Genomic DNA, 20548 nt, shown 5'->3' with positions numbered 1-20548 from the left:
AACTGAACAAGCTTGCAGCAGGCAAAAAGAGTTTCGTAAATTAGGGAAAACCCTTTTTATGAAATGGAGAAAATTTAACGGCGAGCACATCCGTATTCCTATTAAGGATGAGGTACGTACCGCCATCATAAGAGAAACCGAAAAAGGTTTCCGTTTAAAAGTTTGTATTGGTACCGATAGCCAGGTAAAAGGAAGCGATACCGAATTTGCAACAGTTATTGTTTTTCTGCGTGAAGGACATGGTGGCTTCATGTTCATTCATAACGATAAAACCAAACAGAAGTATTCCATCAAAGAACGGATGTTGGTAGAAGTGGCAAAGAGTATTGAAATTGCCTACGAGCTCTGCGATCTGTTTACACAGTACGATGTGGATATGGAAGTACATGCCGATATTAATACCAATCCGCATTTTAAAAGCAATGAAGCATTGCGTGAAGCCATGGGTTATATCCTCGGTATGGGCTTTGCTTTTAAAGCCAAGCCCGAAGCTTTTGCCAGCAGCAGCTGTGCCAATAAAATAGTAAACTGATTGTTTCGTTTACGATTCTGTCTCTCAACCGTGTAAACCACGGTTCGTAAATTCTTCGCCCCTATTCTTACCGGATTTTCAATAAAGTGGCTGCAACAACAGCAGCTGTTTCTGTTCGCAATCTTGTTTCGCCCAGCATTACGGGTTGGCATCCGCTTGCAATTGCAGATTCAATTTCAGCAGAAGTAAAATCACCTTCCGGACCAATCAGGATCATACAATTTGCACCTTCGACTTCGCTCAGGATATCGGTGATCGATGTTTTTTCTCTTTCTTCACAATGTGCAATCAGCTTTACTGCATTTTCAAATTGCATCATTTTTAAATTTTCAAATCTCATTGGTTCATGCAGCACAGGCATCCATGTTTGCTGGCTCTGCAGCATGGCACTTACAAGTATTCCTTTCATCCGGTCGTAACGGAAATGCTGGCGCTCGGTCCGGTCGCACAACAACGGAATAATTTCGGTGATACCGATTTCTGTTGCCTTTTCTAAAAACCATTCGAAACGACTTGCATTCTTCACCAGCGAAACAGCTATGCATGTTTTGCGTGCAGCTTGCGGTGTAAAGCTTTTTGTTTGAATTTTTACTACACAATGCTTTTTATGTGCATCGTTTATTAGCGCTGTAAACAAATTGCCTTTCCCGTCGGTTAAATTCAACTGCTCTCCTGCCTGCATACGCAATACTTGCACCACATGCTTCGAGGTTTCTTCGTTTAACGTAAGAAGTTGTTGCGATGAATCTAAAGACTCGATATAGAAAAAAGGTAATGCCATAAAAAAGAATGTCCCGCTTTAAGCAAGCGGGACAAATCTAAAATCATACATCCGAAATCAGAAATCTAAAACGGCGTTTCCTCATCGAAGTTCATATCATTCATTTTACTTCCTTTCTGTACGTAAACTTTGGGGCCGTCATCTTCTGGAATTTGCTTCCAACTACCACTGCCCGGCAACATGCCCGGTCCGCCCGGTAATGGCGCATTGTAACTACCACCGCCACCTGGCATTCCACCTGCATCACCAAAATCATCTTCAATAAATTTCTGAATATGCAGTAAGCCTCTCAGTTTAATTGTTTCGAGCGAACCATTCCTGTGCTTGGCAATACGTACGTGTGTTTCACCACGGTTGCTTTCACCAAACTCATTCGATGTAATATCGTAATATTCGGGACGATACAAGAACAACACCATATCCGCATCCTGTTCAATCGCACCCGATTCACGAAGGTCACTCAACTGCGGCATCTTGTTACCATCCTTACGTTTCTCCACATCACGACTTAACTGCGAAAGTGCAATGATGGGAATATGTAATTCTTTTGCCAGCTGTTTTAAACCACGTGAAATGGTACTGATCTCCTGTTCACGATTGGTGTTTTTATTTCCTGCACCGCTCATCAACTGCAGATAGTCGATGATCAATAAGCCTACACCATGCTTGTTTACCAATCGGCGGGCTTTTGCACGCAATTCGAAAATGTTGAGTGCCGCACTGTCGTCAATATAAATCGGCGCCTTTGCTAAAGGTTCAATTCCTTTTTTATACAGCTCTTGAACTTCATGATCTTCCAGTTTACCACGGGAGATCTTTTCGAGCATAATTTCACTTTCGGCCGAAAGAATACGCTGCACCAGCTGTGCAGCACTCATTTCAAGCGAGAAGAAAGCAACCGGCGTTGGCTTTGTTTTATTTAATGCAGCGTAACGTACTAGATTTAAAGCAAACGCTGTTTTACCCACGGCAGGACGGGCAGCAAGAATAACCAGATCGGATGGCTGCCAGCCATAAATTACTTTATCCATTGAGGGGAAGCCACTCGGTACACCCGTAATATCTTCCTGCTTGTTCCGCATGTCTTCGATACGCTGGATAGTCTTCACCAAAATATCTTCCATCGATTCGAAGTTCTTGCGCATGTAGTTATTGGTGATCTCGAATAACTTGCTTTCCGCATCATCCAGCAAATCGAAAATATCTGCAGCATCTTCATATGCCTCTGCAATCGTTTCGTTGCTGATGGTGATTAATTTCCGCTGAATAAATTTTTCGAGTACAATACGTGAATGCGCTTCCACATTGGCAGTAGATACAACCGAATTGGTTAGCTTGGCCACATAATACGCACCACCAACCATTTCCAGTTCGCCATTAATTTTCAGCTGTTCAACAACCGTTAAAATATCAATGGGCGTCGATTTGCTTTGCAGCTCCTGCATTGCTTTAAAAATGCTTTGGTGTGCCGATACATAGAAGCATTCCGGTTTCAGAATTTCGCTTACAATATCGAATGCACTTTTCTCCAGCATAATAGCGCCAAGCACTGCTTCTTCCAGCTCTCTTGCCTGGGGTTGCACTTTGCTGTAGCTGCCGGTGAGCTGATCTACCGTAGTACGTTTTTTCTTAGAACGGTCTGTATTTAAATTCGGAATAGCCATAGTTCACAAAGAATACTACAATGTTATTTTGGGATTTGCCTTGCCGGCGTTGTACAATCGTTTTTTCATGTTAAGCAATTGTTACCGGAACAAGGGCGACGAATGTAAAGGACAAACCAATACCAGCAAAAACAAATCCACAGTATAATTTTTTCAACCTCAATCCACATTAAATTCCGGGTTATCCACGCTTTTCTTGAAGTGATGCACATAAAACACCCGGCTTATCCTCAATTTAATTTATTTTTTCGCTCCAACAGTGCGCATTTCCACACAGGCTGTGCAGAAAGATTTTGAACCGATTCTTTTGCTGTGTGGCGCAGATTACAATATGGACTTTTGCTTCCAAAACCCTGTTTTTGCTCCTTTCGTCAGCTGCCAAAAACTACTGTAGGGCTCAAGCAGTCAATCAATTATCTTTGCAGCTTTCCGAATAAAAGTTCTCTTAGCATGACGATCAGTTATAAGTGGTTGCACGAATATTTACCCGTTTCGGTTGAACCGGAGCGTTTGAGCCGTATTCTTACATCAATTGGCCTAGAAGTAGAAAGCATGGAGGCCTACGAAGAAGTAAAAGGAGGTTTGCAGGGTTTGGTTATTGGCGAAGTACTTACCTGCGAAAAACATCCCGATGCCGATAAATTATCGCTCACTACAGTAAATATTGGTGCGGCTGAGTCTTTGCAAATTGTATGTGGCGCACCGAATGTTGCTGCTGGTCAAAAAGTAGTAGTGGCAACGATTGGTACAACCATCTACCCGGCAAATGGCGAACCGTTAACCATGAAGAAGGCGAAGATCCGTGGTGTTGAAAGTCATGGTATGATTTGCGCTGAAGATGAAATTGGTTTAGGCAACAGCCATGCAGGCATTATGATTCTACCCGCCAACGTAACTGTGGGTACAAGTGCAGCTGATTATTTTAAACCCTACACTGATTGGATCATCGAAATTGGTTTAACACCCAACCACATGGATGCCATGAGCCACATGGGTGTTGCCCGTGATGTAATTGCCTACCTCAACTTTCATGATAAGAAAAACTATGTGCTGAAATCGCCTTTCAGCAATGGTTTCAAAACCGATCATAAAAACTTACCCATCACAGTTAAGGTTGAAAATACAGAAGCTTGTCAGCGTTATGCAGGTGTAAGTATTGCCAATGTTACCGTAAAAGAAAGCCCTGTTTGGCTGAAGCAACGGTTAAAAGCAATTGGTGTAAGACCGATCAATAACATTGTAGATATTACCAATTATATTCTGCACGAAACAGGCCAACCGTTACATGCATTTGATGCAGATGCTATTGCCGGTGGCGAAGTAATTGTAAAGAACTTACCCGAAGGCACTGCCTTTGTTACACTTGATGAAAAAGAACGTAAGCTCAATGCAGAAGATCTGATGATCTGCAATAAAGAAGAAGCGATGTGTATTGCAGGTGTTTTTGGAGGCATGAAAAGCGGTGTAAAAGAAACCACTAAGAATATCTTTTTAGAGAGTGCCTGGTTCAACCCGGTTACAACACGTAAAACATCGTTCCGTCATAACCTGCGTACCGATGCTGCTACACGTTTTGAAAAGGGTGTTGACATTAGTAATACTGTAAACGTACTGAAGCGTGCGGCGTTACTGATTAAAGAACTCGGTGGCGGTGAAATTGCAAGTGATGTTGTTGATGTGTATCCGAAGCCAAAAGAGAAAACACAAATTGCGCTCAAATTCCATTACCTCAAAAAGATCAGCGGTAAAAACTATCACCCCGATACGGTGAAGAAAATTTTTGAATCGCTGGGTTTTGAATTGGTGAAAGAATCCATTGATGAACTATGGGTGGCCGCACCTTTCAGCAAACCCGATATGGAATTACCGGCCGATCTTGCAGAAGAAGTAATGCGTATTGATGGATTGGATAATGTAGAAATTCCAACCAGCATCACCATCTCTCCTTCTACCGAAGCCGATCAAACAAGCTTTGCGTACAAAGAAAAAATAAGCAACATCCTGGCCGGTCAGGGCTTTAATGAAATCTTCACCAACTCCATTGCCAACAGTGCATGGTACAGCGAAGAAGTGCTGGCAACAACGGTTAAAATGCTCAACAACCTGAGTGCCGAGCTGAATGTGATGCGTCCGTCGATGCTGGAAACAGGCTTGCAGTGCATAGCGTTTAACCTCAACCGTAAAAACAGCAGTCTGCGTTTGTTTGAGTTTGGTAAAACGTACAAAACAACCGAAACCGGTAAATATTTCGAAACCGATCACTTAGCTATTTATACAACCGGCACTACCGAAGCTTCATGGAAACAAAAAGCATCGGCTACCGATGTGTACTTCCTCAAAGCAGTGGTGAATGGTATTTTACAACAGGCGGGGCTTACTGCCGAAACAGAAATTGCAGAAGCAGAAAAAGGCTTCAGCGGAGTCATCAACTACAAAACCCAAAAACAGGTAATCGCCAAAGTAGGTATTGTTGATGCTGCCCAGTTAAAACAGTTCGATATTAAACAACCGGTTTACTTTGCCGATATTAACTGGAACATTTTAACTCAGCTTGCTGCAAAAGCCAAACTGGAGTACAAAGAAATTCCACGTTTCCCTGCCGTAGAGCGTGACTTGGCGATTGTAATTGAAAAGAATATCAGCTATGCGGAAGTGGAGAAAGCAATTAAGAATGCGAAAGTGAGCCGCCTGAAAGCTGTGTCGTTATTCGATGTTTTTGAGAGTGAAAAAATTGGAGCCAACAAAAAATCACTGGCGCTCAATTTTGTGTTCCAGGACGATGAAAAGACATTGGTAGATAAAGAAACAGAGAAGATGATGAGCACACTCATTCAAACGCTGGAAAAACAACTTTCGGCTGAAATACGCAAATAATGTTCATTAAACCTTTACGGTGACAGCTATCGAGCAACACATACAATCACTGCAGCAAAAAATGCAACTGCTGGTAAAAAAACATCAGCAGCTTGAAAAAGAGAATAAAAAGCTCAAGGAAGAACTGCTGCAGTTAAAGGACAAGCATAGCGATCGTAAACAGGAAATGGAAATACTGGAAATGCAGAATGCAATTTTAAAAGCATCGCAACAGCAATTAGACGAAAAAGAAAAAAAGGAACTGGAAAAAAAGCTGAACGGATTTATAAGAGAAATTGATCGTTGTATTGCCTTGCTTACAGAGTAGTTACACCCGCTTAACGATCTGCATTTTCATCTCGTTTTCACCCTGCTTTAATTCGATGGTATACACGCCGTATGGAAGATCGTTGAGTCCACTCCAGATGAGCGAACGATGAGAAGATGCTTCTGATTCGAGATGGCGACATACAGCTCCACCTTCATCTTTCAGTACTGCTTTTATTGCTTTCCGTTCCGGTGACGAAAGTTCCAACGTAAGTGTATCGATAAACACTTGTGGTTTAACTTTTGCAAACATTGTTTTGATCCTGGTTTGAGGTAAGTGATAAGCAGTGCTTCTCAAAAAGTATGCAACAAAACAGATAAGGGAACTTTTTTACGAGTTTCGAATATATAAAAACTTAGCCTTATTTTGGTATGATGGAATCATTAATTCCCATAAACATTGTTATTGGCGACCGCAGCTACCGTATTAAAGTAAGCAGCGAGCATGAAGAACATGTTCGCAAAACGGTTAAAATCATCAATGAAAAAATAATTGAATACAAAACCAGCTTTGCCGGCAAAGACATGCAGGATTATGTTGCAATGGTGTTGATATGGTATGCTACTGAAGTGAGCGCCAAAACGGGCAATACCCCAGCTTCAGCCAACGCTGCCGATGCAGAAGAAGCCTTGAAAAAACTCGAACTGCAAATAGATCAGCTGCTGCAATCGTAAGCCATATTCTCCGCTCGGGCTGTATTACGTCGGTATGCTTTCTTTTTTTCTGTATTTTCGCCACTATTGTCCCGCTATGTATATGTATAAAGCCATAGAAAGGAACGATTTGCAGAAAGAAAACAAACCCCACATCAACAATGGAACTCATTTATGTTATAATTGGTATTGTAGCACTCCTCATAGGGGTGGTAGCAGGAAAATTCATCTTTGCTAAAAACACACAAAAGCAGGTAGAAGAAGCCGAAGCACAGGCACAATCCATTATTAAAGAAGCAGGCATCCGGGCCGAAACCATCCGGAAAGAAAAAGAACTCGAGGCAAAAGAAAAGTTTGTTCAACTGAAGGCTGATCACGACCGTGACGTGATGGAACGCAACCGCAAAATCAGCGAAAGCGAGAACCGTGCCCGCCAGAAAGAACAATCCATTAACCAGAAGGAAGCTAACCTCGATAAGCAGATTAAAGAAAACGAGGCTATCAAAGAAAACCTCAACCGCCAGATCGAAGTGGTGAACCTAAAGCGTACCGAACTGGAGAAACACCAGGAGGAGCATATCCGCCGCCTCGAAAAAATTGCTGGTCTTAGCGCAGAAGAAGCCAAAAATCAATTGGTAGAAAGTCTGAAGCAGGAGGCACAGACCCGTGCACTGGTATTGCAACAGGAAATTATTGAAGATGCCAAGCTCAAAGCCGGTAAGGAAGCACGTAAGATTGTCATCCAAACAATTCAGCGTACTGCAGCAGAACAGACTATTGAAAATACAGTAACCGTTTTCAACCTTGAAAGCGATGAAATAAAAGGTCAGATCATCGGTCGTGAAGGCCGTAACATCCGTGCGATTGAAGCAGCGACAGGCGTTGACCTGATTGTTGATGATACGCCTGAGGCGATTCTGTTATCTTCTTTCGATCCGCTTCGCCGTGAAGTAGCCCGTTTGAGCTTACAGCGTTTGGTGGCCGATGGTCGTATTCACCCTGCCCGTATTGAGGAAGTGGTGGAAAAAACCCGTAAGCAACTGGAAGAGCAGGTAATGGAAATTGGCGAGCGTACTGTTATTGAACTCGGCATTCATGGCATGCATAAAGAGCTGATCCGCATGGTAGGCCGTATGCGTTTCCGTTCTTCTTACGGTCAAAACCTGTTAATGCACAGCCGTGAAACAGCGAACCTTTGTGCCATCATGGCTTCTGAACTTGGTTTGAATCCAAAGCTGGCTAAACGTGCCGGTCTTTTACACGATATTGGTAAAGTACCAGACGAAGAAACTGAACTGAGCCACGCATTGCTCGGTGCTAAACTGGCTGAGAAGTACGGTGAAAACCCTGCAGTTGTCAATGCCATTGGTGCCCACCACGATGAAATGGAAATGCAGTATGTTATTTCTCCGATTGTCCAAGCTTGCGATGCCATTAGTGGTGCAAGACCGGGTGCACGCCGTGAAATTATGCAGCAGTACCTGCAGCGTATTAAAGATCTTGAAAGCCTGGCAATGGGCTATCCTGGTGTTGAAAAGGCTTACGCTATCCAGGCCGGTCGTGAGTTGCGTGTAATCGTAGAAGCAGAGAAGGTTACCGATGCAGAATCGGACAAGCTGAGCTTTGAAATGGCGCAGAAAATTCAGACCGAAATGGTTTATCCTGGCCAGATTAAAGTAACCGTTATCAGAGAAAAAAGAGCTGTAAACGTGGCGAGATAAGACTGAAAGCAACTGGTAATTAGTGATCGGAAATATTGTCTGAACTTTTTTTCCAAATTCCTGCGAACAAATTACCATTTACTACAAAAACCCCTTACCTTTGCCGTCCTAAAAATTAAGAGTTATGAACGCCGCTGTTGCATTTGTACATGAGCAATTAACTGCAGGAAAACAACATCCCAACTTTAAAGCTGGTGATAATGTTACTGTTAACTATAAAATCGTTGAAGGTGGTAAAGAGCGTATCCAGGGTTTCCGTGGCGATGTAATCAAGCGTCAGGGCCAGGGTGCAACTGCATCATTTACAGTTCGTAAGATCTCTGATGGTGTTGGTGTTGAGCGTACCTTCCCTGTAAACTCTCCTAACGTTGAGTCAATTGAACTCAACAAGGTTGGTAAGGTTAGCCGTGCTAAACTGTTCTACCTCCGTGAAAGAAGCGGTAAGAGCGCACGTATCAAGGAAAAGCGCATGAAATAATCCAAAAGATTATCACAATACTTAAAAAGGGGAAAGAAATCTTTCCCCTTTTTATATGAATATACCAGGCCTTTGCGTTATATTTATGCTCCCGGGCAAGCATTGCTTGTTTGTAATTCCATACCTTTTGAAAGAATCGTAACTCTATTTATTAACTAAATCAGTTGTTCCGGTCATGAAAAAGGTATTAGTAGCTCTTGCAGTTGTCGCTTTCTTTTTAATGTCTTGTAACAGGGGTATTACTCCTTACCAGGCAGCCAATGGCAAAGCAGGCAAATGCGGCAAAAATTACATTCGCTAATTTGCAGACTTTCATAAAAATGTTGAAACCTTCCCTCTCCGGAAGGTTTTTTTTATCAAATTGTTTCAAAGCCCGAGTTATAAATAACTGTAACTTTGTGTTCCTTTAAATTTTTGATCATGAATTTTCAACCCATATTGCTTGGTGTTCTCGGTACGCAGGAAATCATCATTATTGCCATTATTATTTTGCTCCTTTTCGGAGGTCGTAAAATTCCTGAACTGATGAAAGGCTTGGGTAAAGGTATCCGTGAATTTAACGATGCCAAGAATACTGTACGTAAGGAGATAGAGGAAAGCACAACTGAAACTCCTCAGAACAAACAGTAATCGATTACCCCTTTCGATTTGATTCTTACACTTCAACTTTTTTGAAGCGATCTCCCTTTTGTATCCTTTCGCATCCATAAACGCATATCAACAGCAACTTTTTGCAGGCACAACCTCCTGTAAAGAAGCCGTTGAATTCTATTTGCAACAAATAGAACGACAAGAGCATTTAAATGCGTTAGTTGCCGTGTTCCCGCAAGAAGCAAGACAACGGGCTGAACTGCTCGATGCAAAACGAAAAGCGGGAACATCAACCGGAAAATTGCATGGTGTAGTTGTAACCATTAAAGATGTAATTGCATGGGAACAACATCCGCTTTCTGCCTCTTCAAACATCCTGAAAGGTTTTCATTCTATCTATAATTCTACCGCCGTTCAAAAATTAGTAGCCGAAGATGCTATTATCATCGGTATTAATAACTGCGATGAATTTGCAATGGGCAGCAGTAACGAGAAATCTGCCTTTGGACCTGTGCGTAATAAAATTGATGAAAGTCGAGTACCAGGTGGATCATCGGGTGGATCGGCGGTAGCAGTACAGGCACACCTTTGTATGGTTAGCTTGGGAAGCGATACCGGAGGTTCTGTTCGGCAGCCAGCCGACTTCTGCGGTATTGTTGGTGTAAAGCCCACCTATGGCCGTGTCAGCCGTCATGGATTGATTGCCTACGGTTCAAGCTTCGACCAGATTGGCATTCTTGCAAACAATGTAGAAGATGCCGCTTTGGTACTTTCGGTTATTGCCGGAGAAGATGAGTATGATGCTACGGTCTCAACCTTGCCTGTTCCCTCCTATGCTGAGGAATTGACTTCTGCGTCTACCAAACCCGTAATCGGTTATTTCAAACAAACCCTGCAGCACGAAGGATTGGATGAAGAAATCCGTTCATCGCATCTTGCATTTATTGCACAGCTGAAGCAGGATGGATACCAGGTAAAAGAACTGGAGTTCGATCTCATCGACTATATCGTTCCAACTTATTATGTGCTAACAACTGCTGAAGCCAGCAGTAACCTTTCCCGTTTTGATGGTGTGCGCTATGGCTACCAGGCTACACCTGTAAAAGAAGAATTAACGGAATTTTATTCGGCCAATCGTTCCGAAGGATTTGGCAAGGAAGTACAACGCCGTATTATGCTGGGTACTTTTGTGTTGAGCGCCGGTTATTACGATGCTTATTATACCAAGGCACAGCAAGTTCGTCGTAAATTATTTGAACAAACAAAACTGGTTTTCAGTGAAGTAGATGTTTTGCTGATGCCTGTATCGCCTTCTACCGCTTTTAAAATTGGTGAAAAGAACAGCAACCCGGTTGAAATGTACCTTGCTGATATTTATACCGTGTTTGCCAACCTGGTTGGTATTCCCGGCTTATCAATTCCCCTCTTTCAGCATAGCAATGGTTTACCATTTGGTTTACAAATGATGACCAAGCACTTCGATGAAGTATCTTTGCTTCGTCTTGCACATACGTTTATGCAAACGTATAAAGCAGGGTAAGTTGTTATCCATGCAAAAATTAATCATTACACTTTCATTTATTCTATTTGTAGTTGGCTCCTTTGCGCAAACAACTACTGCAAAAGGTTCAGCAGCAGATACCGGCATTGCTACTCAACAGGGTAATGTAGAAAATTATGGATTCAAATCGCTGTTTGTAAACAAAGAGTTCAACAGTACCAATGCGTACGATGCACAGATCCATCCGCAGGCATGGGGTTTTATACAAGACTATCTCGACCGGCACGGTAAGAATCTGCAAAAAATGAAGAGCTGGGGCACACCTTACTTTACACTGATTGATAATGTGCTTACACAATATGGTTTACCACATGAATTAAAATACCTGGCCGTTATTGAAAGCGGCTTGAACACCAATGCGACCAGCTGGGTTGGTGCACGTGGACCATGGCAGTTTATGCCTTACACAGCCAAAGAATATGGATTGAATGTAAACGGCTGGATTGATGAACGCACCGACTATTTCCGCAGCACACATGCAGCCGCAAAATATCTCACCACGCTTTATAACGACCTCAATGATTGGTTACTGGTAATTGCAGCCTATAACGGCGGACCAGGACGTGTGTATAGCGCCATTAAGAAAAGCGGCAGCAGAGATTTCTGGAAGCTGCAATATCATTTGCCTGAAGAGAGCCGTAACCACGTAAAGAAATTTATTGCTACGCATTACATCATGGAAGGAAAAGGCGGCGTTACAACTGTTGTAAACGATGGCAAACAACAACAGCCTGCCGAATTTGCCCCGGAAAAAACAGATCCGAATATTGATGTGCAGGTGATAGCCGGAAAATTCAGTTCGGTAGTGATGGCAAAAAACCTGATGGTGGATCTGTTATACTTCAATCAGCTGAACCCGAATTTTGATGCGGTACTGGCGGGCAACAATACATTTAGCCTGCGTTTACCAAAGGAGAAGATGCAACTCTTCAACAGTAATCGATATGCTATACTTAGCGAAAGTATTCAGCTGCTGATGCGCTTTTATGGCGAAGATGGCATGAAAGATATTTATCCGAAAGTTTCTGAATTACCGGAAGTAAAGAAGAAACCTGTGGTGAAGAAAAAGGGTTAGGCTCTTTACGCATTTGATGGAGAAACAGATTTACTAATTTTTATTTCCTCGAATCAACTAATAAATATTCCTTTGAGATAAGGAAATCAAATCAAGGTCTAAGGTTCAGTAACATAACCTGACATCTCACAATTCTTTATTTGCTTCTACCAAGTCAGCCATTTCATTAATAAACCACTTTTCAAACAAGTTAAAAAATACTATTGAAAGAGATAAAGTCATATTAATAAACAGATTGTACTTTTCCTTCGCCTCATCAGAATTAGTAAGTATAAATTTATTCTCTAGCGAATCAATAATGATTTTTGGCTCATCCGTTTTATACTTGAAAGAAATAATATTTCCCGATCCATCTAATATAGGTTCTACTGAATTTTTCTGAAATAGACTAAAACTACGATTTCCAAGAAATAAAAAACTCTTTACATCAGCTTCTTCACATATCCAGTACTTATTTTTATTCACAACAATGTAAATCTCTGGAAAACAATAAGCATCAATTGAATTATAGCCTAATTTCTTAGACACATACACTAATTCTAACGCCACTTTATCTGATATCCTCTTTTGTCCAGCGTTATTTCCAATTTCATTATAACCACCAATTAACTGGACGAAATCGTAATCTAGGTTCATCATTTTTTTTTCATCGTAAATATAAAAGGGTCTTGGAGATAACCCTTTTATACCTTCTAAGCTGTCAAACTCCCTTCGTCCAAAATAATTTTTCTGTTCATTTCCCATTAGCTTGTTTATAGCTTTTACTTCTCGCTCATCATAAATAATATCATTAAACCCAAGTCGTGGTTTCATGTATCCGAGAAGCTTACTATTGAAATCAAAGAAAGAATTTGCTTCGACACTTTCGACCCATTCAACAATACCGATATTACTCTCATAATAAGTCTTACTAATAGCACTAGCCAATGCTTCATTTGCCGTAAGCATATCAATCAAGAGTAACTTATATGCGCCAATATTTTTTCTCAAAATGTCAGTGAGAGCAGAGTAATTCATGAAAATCTAACCCAATTTTAGAATAGTAAATAAGTTAAACGATGTAAAAGAATCATCCCAACACTTTCCGTATCGCATCTGCTTTCAGTAAACATTCCTCATATTCCTGTTCTGCATTGCTGTAATAGGTAATACCGCTGCCTACCATGTACGAGAGATAATTGGAAGCAGCATTGTAAAAGATGCTCCTGATGACCACATTAAAATCAAAATCGCCATTGGGAGCGATGTAACCAACTGCACCGGAGAACAATCCTCTTCGTGACTGCTCATACTGTTCAATGAGTTGCATTACTTTTCGCTTGGGAGCACCCGTCATACTACCCATAGGGAACGTTGCACGGAGCACATCTGTAAACGTTAACGCATCATTTACTTCACCGCTGATGGTTGAGATCATTTGATACAGTTGCGGAAACGAATAAATACCAAACAACTCATCTACCTGCACCGAGCCTTCTTTGCATACACGACTCAGATCATTCCGCACCAAGTCTACCACCATTACGTTTTCACTACGGTCTTTTTCGCTTTTATGTAACTGCTGTTTCAAGAGTTCATCATCCGCTGCATCTGTAGTATTACGCTTAATGGTTCCTTTAATGGGTTGTGATATGAGTTTATTTTCTTCCTTACGTAAAAAACGTTCCGGACTCGCACAAAGCAGATAGCTGTTGTTTACTTTATAAAAAGCAGAGAATGGATTGGGGGATATCGTTGTAAGCGATTGATAACAGTACAAAGGATCGAGCTGCACATTTTCTGCAAAAAACTCCATGCAGTAATTAAGCTCGTAACAATCTCCACGCAAAATATGTTTGCGGATGGTTTCAATGGCATCAATGTATTGGGCTTTACTGATGCGTTCGCTTACCTGCAGAGGCTGTTTTGTTTGTGCTGCCTGTAAAACCTCAGTTTTGATCTGCTGCCAAACCAAATCATGATCGTAATTAACGGAACCGATCTTCAATTCGGTTTCCGACAGTTGCAGCACATACTGCGGTACAAAAAAACACAGATCAGCAAATCCTGTTTTGTTTTGGTGTGAGGAAGGGAGGTCATCGATCTCTGCTTTCAAATCGTAGCCCAAATGTCCAAAACGCCATTCTTCTGCGTGCTGTTGCAACCATTGTTGCAATTGTTCAAGTGCAGTACCGGCGTTGAGTTGTAATAAGGAAACTTCGCCACAACCAACTAAACACTCGTAACTGTTACCAGGCAAGCGGTAGTGGTGGTTGTCTAAAAAAGAACAAATGTTGAACCGGTTGTTACACCAGCTCAACATTTGTTGCTTTACTACAGAAAAATCTGTTATGAAATAAGTGCGGAAGTTATGCTTCACGTGCAGATTTAAAAATCATCATCATCATCATCAAAATCATCACCACCACCCATCATATCAAACTCTTTGAAATCTTCATCGAGTTTAAAATCATCGTCATCATCGCCGCCTTTCTTTTTACCGGCACCTGTAGCTTTACCTTTCGATTTAGGTAAATCAAATTCTTCGAAATCGGGATCGTAATCATCATCATCTTCCGATTTGTTCCAATCGTCATCTTCATCATCACCTTCTTCATCGTCATCATCATCGTCGTCTTTCGACTTCGATTTTGATGCAACAGCTTTACCGCCCTTTTTTGCAACGGGTTCATCATCTTCTAACTCAAAATCATCTTCGTCTTCATCTTCTTCATGATTCTTTTTTGGCTTGCTGTCAGCCTTGCCTGTGTTCTCCGCCTTAGGAGATGATTTGTCCGCAGATTTCTTTATTGACTTTGCCATTTTATTATTGGATTGTGCTGTAAAATTTCAACGGGTTTTTGAATTAGCCAAACTTTTTTCCAGTTTTTTTTAATTGCTTATTTTCTTATCAGCCGGTAATAATCTGATCACGACCGGGACCATTTGATACATACTTAACATCTACTCCAAGGTAATTGTTGATGAATGCTAAATAGTCGTTCATTTGCTCAGGAAAATCGGCCCATGTTTTACACTCCGTAATTGGTTTACTCCAACCACTGAATGCTTTGTATACAGGTTCAATTTTTACTTTGCTAATCTCAAACGGAATCTGTTTGGTTTCCTTTCCGTTTACATTGTATGCCGTACATACTTCAAGTTCGGTAAAACTATCCAGTACATCGGCTTTTGTCATTACAATTTGTGTAATACCATTCACCATACATGCAAACTTCAATGCTACCAGGTCAATCCACCCGCAACGGCGTGGGCGACCAGTTGTTGCACCAAACTCATTCCCTATTTTACGCAGCTCTTCACCGGTTGCATCGAACAATTCTGTTGGGAAAGGTCCGCTGCCCACACGTGTACAGTAGGCTTTGGTAATACCAATGATCTCACGTATTTTATTCGGCGCAACACCTAAACCTGTGCTTACACCCGCAGAAATCGTGTTTGATGAAGTTACAAACGGAAATGTTCCGAAATCCACATCGAGCATGCTACCCTGTGCCCCTTCGGCCAATACCTTTTTACCTTCATCTATTTTTTCGTTGATGAAATATTCGCCGTTTACAATGTTGAGTGTTTTTACAAACTCAACTGCTTCGAAAAATTCTTTTTCCCACTCGCTGATGTCTTCTGAAAAATTATAATTACCGAGCAGTTGCAGATGTTTTGCTTTCAGCTTTTCGTACAGCTTGTTAAATTCAGGATCGAGCAGGTCGCCAACACGCAATGCATTACGCCCTGTTTTATCCATATAAGCAGGACCAATCCCTTTTAAGGTTGATCCGATTTTTTCATCGCCTTTTGCCAGTTCAGCAGCTTTATCCAACGCACGGTGTGTAGGTACAATAATGTTTGTACGCTCAGCAATAAACAGGTTTTCACGCACATCCACTCCCATGGCTGCTACTTTCTCGCATTCCTTTTTCAAGGTAACAGGATCGAGTACAACACCGTTACCAATGAGGTTAACAATGCCTTTATGAAAAATACCGCTGGGTATCTGGTGCAACACCACCTTGGTACCATTTACATACAGTGTGTGTCCTGCATTGGGGCCTCCCTGGAAACGTGCAATCACATCATAATTAGGTGCAAAAAAATCAACGATTTTTCCTTTTCCTTCGTCGCCCCACTGGAGGCCGAGAATTACATCAACCATAAAAAAGTTTGAGTGGATTATTTTGAAGCCGCAAAAATAAGAGAATACAAAGGGCAAGCCGCAAAAAAATGCGAGTGGGGAAAAGAAAATTATTGCTCTGTATCGTACCGCTCTACTTTCTGAATGCCCGTTAGTTTATACAGCCTCGAAACAAGGTCGTCGAGTTCGTCTTTATCGTGCACAAAGATTTTGATATTGCCTTCAAAGACACCTTCTTTTGCTTCGATGGTAATGGCGCTGATGTTGAGACGCATTTCGCCACTGATGAGGTTGGTGATCTTGCTCACCACACCCACATCATCCACTCCAATAATTTTAATACCGGTGAGGAACGAAATCTCTTTGTTTTTCGCCCACTTGGTTTTTACCACCCTGTGGCCGAAATTAGCCAGCAACCTCGAAGCATTGGGGCAACTGGTACGATGTATGATTAAACCCTTACCTGTGGATACAAAGCCAAACACGTCATCGCCGGGGATGGGCTTACAGCAGTTCGCCAAGGTATACACAATACGATCGCTGCTTTCACCAAAAATGATCAGCTCCGAATCTTTGTGCGATGGTTTGTTGGGATCGTAATCGGGCTTGGGCTCCATGACCGGCTTAACCGGTTTTGGCAGTTCAAACTTATCGCCCACCAGGTGCAGCTCTTTCAGCTCCTTGAGATCGATGCCTTTTGTAGCAATTTTAAAAAACAGTTCAAGGTGCGAAGGCTGTTTGTAAAACAAGGTAAGCGTATCCACATTCTGCACATCGTAACTGGCCCCCAGTTGTTCCAGTTTACGTTGCAGCACATATTTTCCTTCGTCGGCAACCTTGCGCTTTTCTTCCTTCAGCGCATCTTTAATCTTGTTGCGGGCTTTAGCAGTAACAACAAAATTCAACCAGTCTTCGCTGGGCTTTTGTTTGCTGCTGGTAATAATTTCAATCTGGTCGCCGCTGCGTAGTTTGTGCGCTATCGGTACCAATTTGTGATTCACTTTGGCGCCAATACAACGGCTACCTACATCACTATGCACACTAAATGCAAAGTCCAGTGCTGTTGCACCAACAGGCAGCATCTTTACGTCGCCCTTTGGTGTGTACACATAAATTTCTTCGGCCAGAAAGGAGCTTTTGAAGTCCTGCAGAAAATCGATGGAGCTGCTGTCCTGTGTATTGAGTGCTTCACGAATATTATGGAACCATTTATCAAAGCGGTCTTCATCACCGGTTCCTTCTTTGTATTTCCAGTGCGCCGCCAACCCTTTCTCTGCAATTTCATTCATCCGCTTGGTGCGTATCTGTACTTCCACCCATTTACCTTGCGGCCCCATCACGGTTGTGTGCAGGGCTTCGTAGCCATTGCTTTTAGGATTACTCAGCCAGTCACGCAAACGTTCGGGACTAGGCGTGTACATATCGGTAACGATGGAATAGGCTTTCCAGCAATCTTCTTTTTCCTTTTCGGCAGGTGAATCGATGATGATTCGGATGGCAAACAGATCGTACACCTCTTCAAAGCTTACACCCTTCTTCTTGATTTTATTGGAAATCGAATGGATTGATTTCGGGCGACCATACACCTCATAACTGCCAAAACCTGCACGGTCGAGTTTTTCTTTAATGGGTTTAATGAACTCATTAATATACCGGCTGCGTTCCCGCTTGGTTTCGCTGAGCTTACGGGCAATTTCTTTATAGGTATCGGGCTCCAGGTACTTCATGGAAAGATCTTCCATTTCAGTTTTGATGTTGTACAAACCGAGGCGGTGTGCCAGTGGCGCATACACATAAACCGTTTCGCTGGATATTTTCAGTTGCTTTTCCCGCTTCATACTGTCCATCGTACGCATGTTGTGCAAACGATCGGCCAGCTTAATCAAAATCACACGGGGATCATCGGTAAGGGTAAGCAGAATCTTTTTAAAATTTTCGGCCTGTTGCGAGGAGTTGGCATCAACTACGGTAGAAATTTTAGTAAGCCCATCAATAATGCGGGCAATTTCATTGCCAAATTCACGGGCTACATCTTCCAGTGTAATATCGGTATCTTCTACCGTATCGTGCAGCAATGCACAAATGGTAGAGCGTACACCCAACCCAATTTCTTCCACACAAATTTGTGCCACCGCCAACGGGTGGAGTATATAAGGTTCGCCGCTTTTACGACGCATCGTCTTGTGTGCATCGGCTGCCATTTCAAAGGCAGTACGCACCAATTCCTTGTCGCCTTTTTTAAGTTTCGTCTTCAGCGAGCGCAATAAACTACGGTAATGGCGAAGGATTTCCTTTTTTTCCTGTTCGGGGGTAAGGGTATAGGCCGGTATGTTCACGTTTGTTTCCAGTAAATGCGAATTTAGGAAAAAGCGCTTTTACAAAGCGCAGGAATAACTGAAACCCCCTACCTTTGCAACCCATTTAAAAAAGGTCCAGACCACAAAAACCAATGCCCAAGCGCACAGCAGTATTGGAGTTTGGATTTTTCACATTGGATTTTTGACTCCGGATGTGGTGAAATTGGTAGACACGTCAGACTTAGGATCTGATGCCGTGAGGTGTGGGGGTTCGAGTCCCTCCATCCGGACAACCGCTTCAACCTCCCCTTTACCGGGGAGGCTTTTTTAACAGCTTACAGCCGGTAGCTGAAAGCTAAAAGCAGAAATTACTATGGCAACAGTAACAAGAGAAAACATTGGGTTGTTAAACGACAAACTCACTGTAAAAATCACCAAGGAAGAATATTTTCCTGCGTTTGAAAAAACATTAAAAACTTACAGCAAGCAAGCAAATATCCCCGGTTTCCGTAAGGGTATGGTGCCTGCAGGTATGGTAAAGAAAATGTATGGTCCCGGTATCTTTACCGAAGAAGTAATCCGCAATATTGAAAAAGGATTGAACGATTACCTCGTAAACGAAAAGCTGGACATTTTTGCACAGCCTCTTCCTCTTGCCAACACGGAGTTTAAGCCAAACATGGATCAACCGGCTGATTACAGCTTTGATTTTGAAATTGGTTTAAAACCTGCATTCGAAATCAACCTCGGTAACGTAAAAGCTCCTTATTATAAGGTGAAGGCTACTGCCGAAATGGTAAACGACGAAATTGAGCGTTTGCAAAACCGTTTTGGTAAAATGACTGAGCCAGAAGCGGTTAACAGCGACGACAATGTACTGAACCTTACGTTTGAAGAAAGCGATGCACAAGGTACTGTTGTTGAAGGCGGCATTAAAAAAGACAACTCTCTCCTCGTAAAATATTTCACACCAGCTTACCGCACGCAACTGCAGGGCAAAAAGAAAGACGATACAATCGTTATTACTTTGGCTGATGCATTTGAAGAAAAAGAACGCAGCTGGGTTGTAAGTGATTTAGGTTTGAAAGATGCAGCAGAAGCTGAAGGTAAATTCTTTAAACTCACCATTACAAAGGTTGGCCTCATTGAAAAACGTGAGTTGAACGAAGAGTTCTTTAAAGAAGCGTTGCCTGGTAAAGACATTACTACAGAAGCCGATTTCCGTGCTGCCATTGAAGCCGATATCCAGGCATACTGGGATCGTCAGAGCAGCAACCAGATCCAGCACCACCTGTATCATGTGTTGTTAGATGATACAAAAATGGAATTACCTGAAAGCTTCCTGAAAAAATGGTTAGCTACTTCCGGTGAAAAGCCAAAAACAGCTGAAGAAGTGGAAGCAGAATTCCCAACCTTCAACAACCAACTCCGCTGGACGTTGATTACGGATAAAATCATTACTGAAAATAAACTGGATGTAACCCAGGAAGAGCTGAAAGAAAGCATGCGCCAGCAGGTGCTCAGCTACTTTGGCAGCATGAGCCTTGGTGATGGCAACCTCGAATGGTTAGATCAATATGTTGATGGTTTATTGAAAGATGAACAACAGGTTGATCAAACATACCGTCGTTTGGTGACAGAAAAAGTATTTGTGTGGGCAGAAGGCCAGGTGAAAAAAGATGAGAAAGAAGTAAGCTCTGAAGAGTTTATTAAGATGAACGAAGAACACCACCACCACCACCACTAGGATTTTTTTGATTTGCGATTTTAGATTGCAGATTTATTATAAACCCCGCTGTATAATTTACAGCGGGGTTTTTGTTTAAGCAAGCCTCCAACATCTGAAATCTAAAATCGCCAATCTGCAATCAACCCAGCCATA

General features: G+C 42.1%; 19 protein-coding genes and 1 tRNA gene. 12 read left to right on the top strand and 8 right to left on the bottom strand.

Features of this window, described 5'->3' with window-relative positions:
• Window positions 1-58: 58 nt before the first annotated feature.
• Window positions 59-532, top strand: coding sequence for a ribonuclease H-like YkuK family protein (locus tag IQ13_RS09040; protein ID WP_144886020.1), 474 nt, complete (start codon window positions 59-61; stop codon window positions 530-532).
• Between the two features lie 67 nt (window positions 533-599).
• Here IQ13_RS09040 and IQ13_RS09035 read toward each other — a convergent pair whose 3' ends face one another.
• Both IQ13_RS09035 and dnaB read right to left on the bottom strand, forming a co-directional pair.
• A complete protein-coding gene (locus tag IQ13_RS09035) occupies window positions 600-1313 on the bottom strand; it encodes an RsmE family RNA methyltransferase (RefSeq protein ID WP_144886019.1) in 714 nt (237 codons plus the stop codon).
• A 65-nt stretch (window positions 1314-1378) separates the two neighbouring features.
• Window positions 1379-2977 carry a replicative DNA helicase gene (gene dnaB / locus IQ13_RS09030; RefSeq protein ID WP_144886018.1) on the bottom strand — a complete coding sequence of 533 codons (1599 nt, stop codon included), beginning with the start codon at window positions 2975-2977 and terminating at the stop codon, window positions 1379-1381.
• 450 nt (window positions 2978-3427) lie between these two features.
• Between dnaB and pheT the strand changes: the two genes are divergently transcribed.
• Window positions 3428-5851: a phenylalanine--tRNA ligase subunit beta gene (pheT, locus tag IQ13_RS09025; RefSeq protein ID WP_144886017.1), complete on the top strand. Its 2424-nt coding sequence runs from the start codon at window positions 3428-3430 to the stop codon at window positions 5849-5851.
• Between the two features lie 19 nt (window positions 5852-5870).
• Window positions 5871-6158: a hypothetical protein gene (locus IQ13_RS09020; RefSeq protein ID WP_144886016.1), complete on the top strand. Its 288-nt coding sequence runs from the start codon at window positions 5871-5873 to the stop codon at window positions 6156-6158.
• Here IQ13_RS09020 and IQ13_RS09015 read toward each other — a convergent pair whose 3' ends face one another.
• Window positions 6159-6410: a hypothetical protein gene (locus tag IQ13_RS09015; RefSeq protein ID WP_144886015.1), complete on the bottom strand. Its 252-nt coding sequence runs from the start codon at window positions 6408-6410 to the stop codon at window positions 6159-6161.
• A 119-nt stretch (window positions 6411-6529) separates the two neighbouring features.
• Here IQ13_RS09015 and IQ13_RS09010 point away from each other — a divergent pair, with 119 nt between their 5' ends.
• The 7 genes from IQ13_RS09010 to IQ13_RS08985 all read left to right on the top strand — a co-directional run bounded on the left by IQ13_RS09010 (window position 6530) and on the right by IQ13_RS08985 (window position 12237).
• The gene (locus IQ13_RS09010) at window positions 6530-6832 is read left to right on the top strand and encodes a cell division protein ZapA (RefSeq protein ID WP_144886014.1); all 303 of its coding nucleotides are present in this window, start codon (window positions 6530-6532) and stop codon (window positions 6830-6832) included.
• 140 nt (window positions 6833-6972) lie between these two features.
• A complete protein-coding gene (gene rny, locus IQ13_RS09005; RefSeq protein ID WP_144886013.1) occupies window positions 6973-8532 on the top strand; it encodes a ribonuclease Y in 1560 nt (519 codons plus the stop codon).
• Between the two features lie 124 nt (window positions 8533-8656).
• Window positions 8657-9010, top strand: coding sequence for a 50S ribosomal protein L19 (gene rplS, locus IQ13_RS09000; RefSeq protein ID WP_129132311.1), 354 nt, complete (start codon window positions 8657-8659; stop codon window positions 9008-9010).
• Between the two features lie 175 nt (window positions 9011-9185).
• Window positions 9186-9311 (top strand): hypothetical protein, encoded by a 126-nt coding sequence (locus tag IQ13_RS21640; protein WP_262711280.1) that lies wholly within the window; start codon window positions 9186-9188, stop codon window positions 9309-9311.
• A 119-nt stretch (window positions 9312-9430) separates the two neighbouring features.
• Window positions 9431-9640 carry a Sec-independent protein translocase subunit TatA/TatB gene (locus IQ13_RS08995; RefSeq protein WP_144886012.1) on the top strand — a complete coding sequence of 70 codons (210 nt, stop codon included), beginning with the start codon at window positions 9431-9433 and terminating at the stop codon, window positions 9638-9640.
• A 58-nt stretch (window positions 9641-9698) separates the two neighbouring features.
• Window positions 9699-11141: an Asp-tRNA(Asn)/Glu-tRNA(Gln) amidotransferase subunit GatA gene (gene gatA, locus IQ13_RS08990; RefSeq protein ID WP_144886011.1), complete on the top strand. Its 1443-nt coding sequence runs from the start codon at window positions 9699-9701 to the stop codon at window positions 11139-11141.
• Between the two features lie 10 nt (window positions 11142-11151).
• Complete coding sequence (locus IQ13_RS08985) at window positions 11152-12237, top strand: lytic transglycosylase domain-containing protein (RefSeq protein ID WP_158637359.1); 1086 nt, start codon at window positions 11152-11154, stop codon at window positions 12235-12237.
• 126 nt (window positions 12238-12363) lie between these two features.
• Here the strand turns inward: IQ13_RS08985 and IQ13_RS08980 are convergent, their stop codons facing one another.
• From IQ13_RS08980 to IQ13_RS08960, 5 genes are all read right to left on the bottom strand, one after another.
• Window positions 12364-13254: a hypothetical protein gene (locus IQ13_RS08980; protein ID WP_144886009.1), complete on the bottom strand. Its 891-nt coding sequence runs from the start codon at window positions 13252-13254 to the stop codon at window positions 12364-12366.
• 52 nt (window positions 13255-13306) lie between these two features.
• Complete coding sequence (locus IQ13_RS08975) at window positions 13307-14596, bottom strand: anthranilate synthase component I family protein (protein WP_144886008.1); 1290 nt, start codon at window positions 14594-14596, stop codon at window positions 13307-13309.
• A gap of 8 nt (window positions 14597-14604) precedes the next feature.
• The gene (locus IQ13_RS21365; RefSeq protein ID WP_158637358.1) at window positions 14605-15039 is read right to left on the bottom strand and encodes a hypothetical protein; all 435 of its coding nucleotides are present in this window, start codon (window positions 15037-15039) and stop codon (window positions 14605-14607) included.
• An 88-nt stretch (window positions 15040-15127) separates the two neighbouring features.
• Window positions 15128-16390 (bottom strand): adenylosuccinate synthase, encoded by a 1263-nt coding sequence (locus tag IQ13_RS08965; protein WP_144886007.1) that lies wholly within the window; start codon window positions 16388-16390, stop codon window positions 15128-15130.
• Window positions 16391-16479: 89 nt separating this feature from the next.
• Window positions 16480-18705, bottom strand: a complete 2226-nt coding sequence (locus IQ13_RS08960) for a RelA/SpoT family protein (RefSeq protein WP_242009512.1) — start codon at window positions 18703-18705, stop codon at window positions 16480-16482.
• A 169-nt stretch (window positions 18706-18874) separates the two neighbouring features.
• Here IQ13_RS08960 and IQ13_RS08955 point away from each other — a divergent pair.
• A tRNA-Leu gene (locus IQ13_RS08955) sits at window positions 18875-18956 on the top strand.
• A gap of 83 nt (window positions 18957-19039) precedes the next feature.
• Window positions 19040-20413, top strand: coding sequence for a trigger factor (tig, locus tag IQ13_RS08950; protein WP_144886005.1), 1374 nt, complete (start codon window positions 19040-19042; stop codon window positions 20411-20413).
• Window positions 20414-20548: the final 135 nt, after the last annotated feature.

Origin of the sequence: Lacibacter cauensis (assembly GCF_007830055.1) — a bacterium.
In the GTDB taxonomy this organism is placed as follows: domain Bacteria; phylum Bacteroidota; class Bacteroidia; order Chitinophagales; family Chitinophagaceae; genus Lacibacter; species Lacibacter cauensis.
The sequence above is the reverse complement of the archived record's forward strand: the minus strand, read 5'-3'. Positions and strand labels throughout refer to the sequence as shown.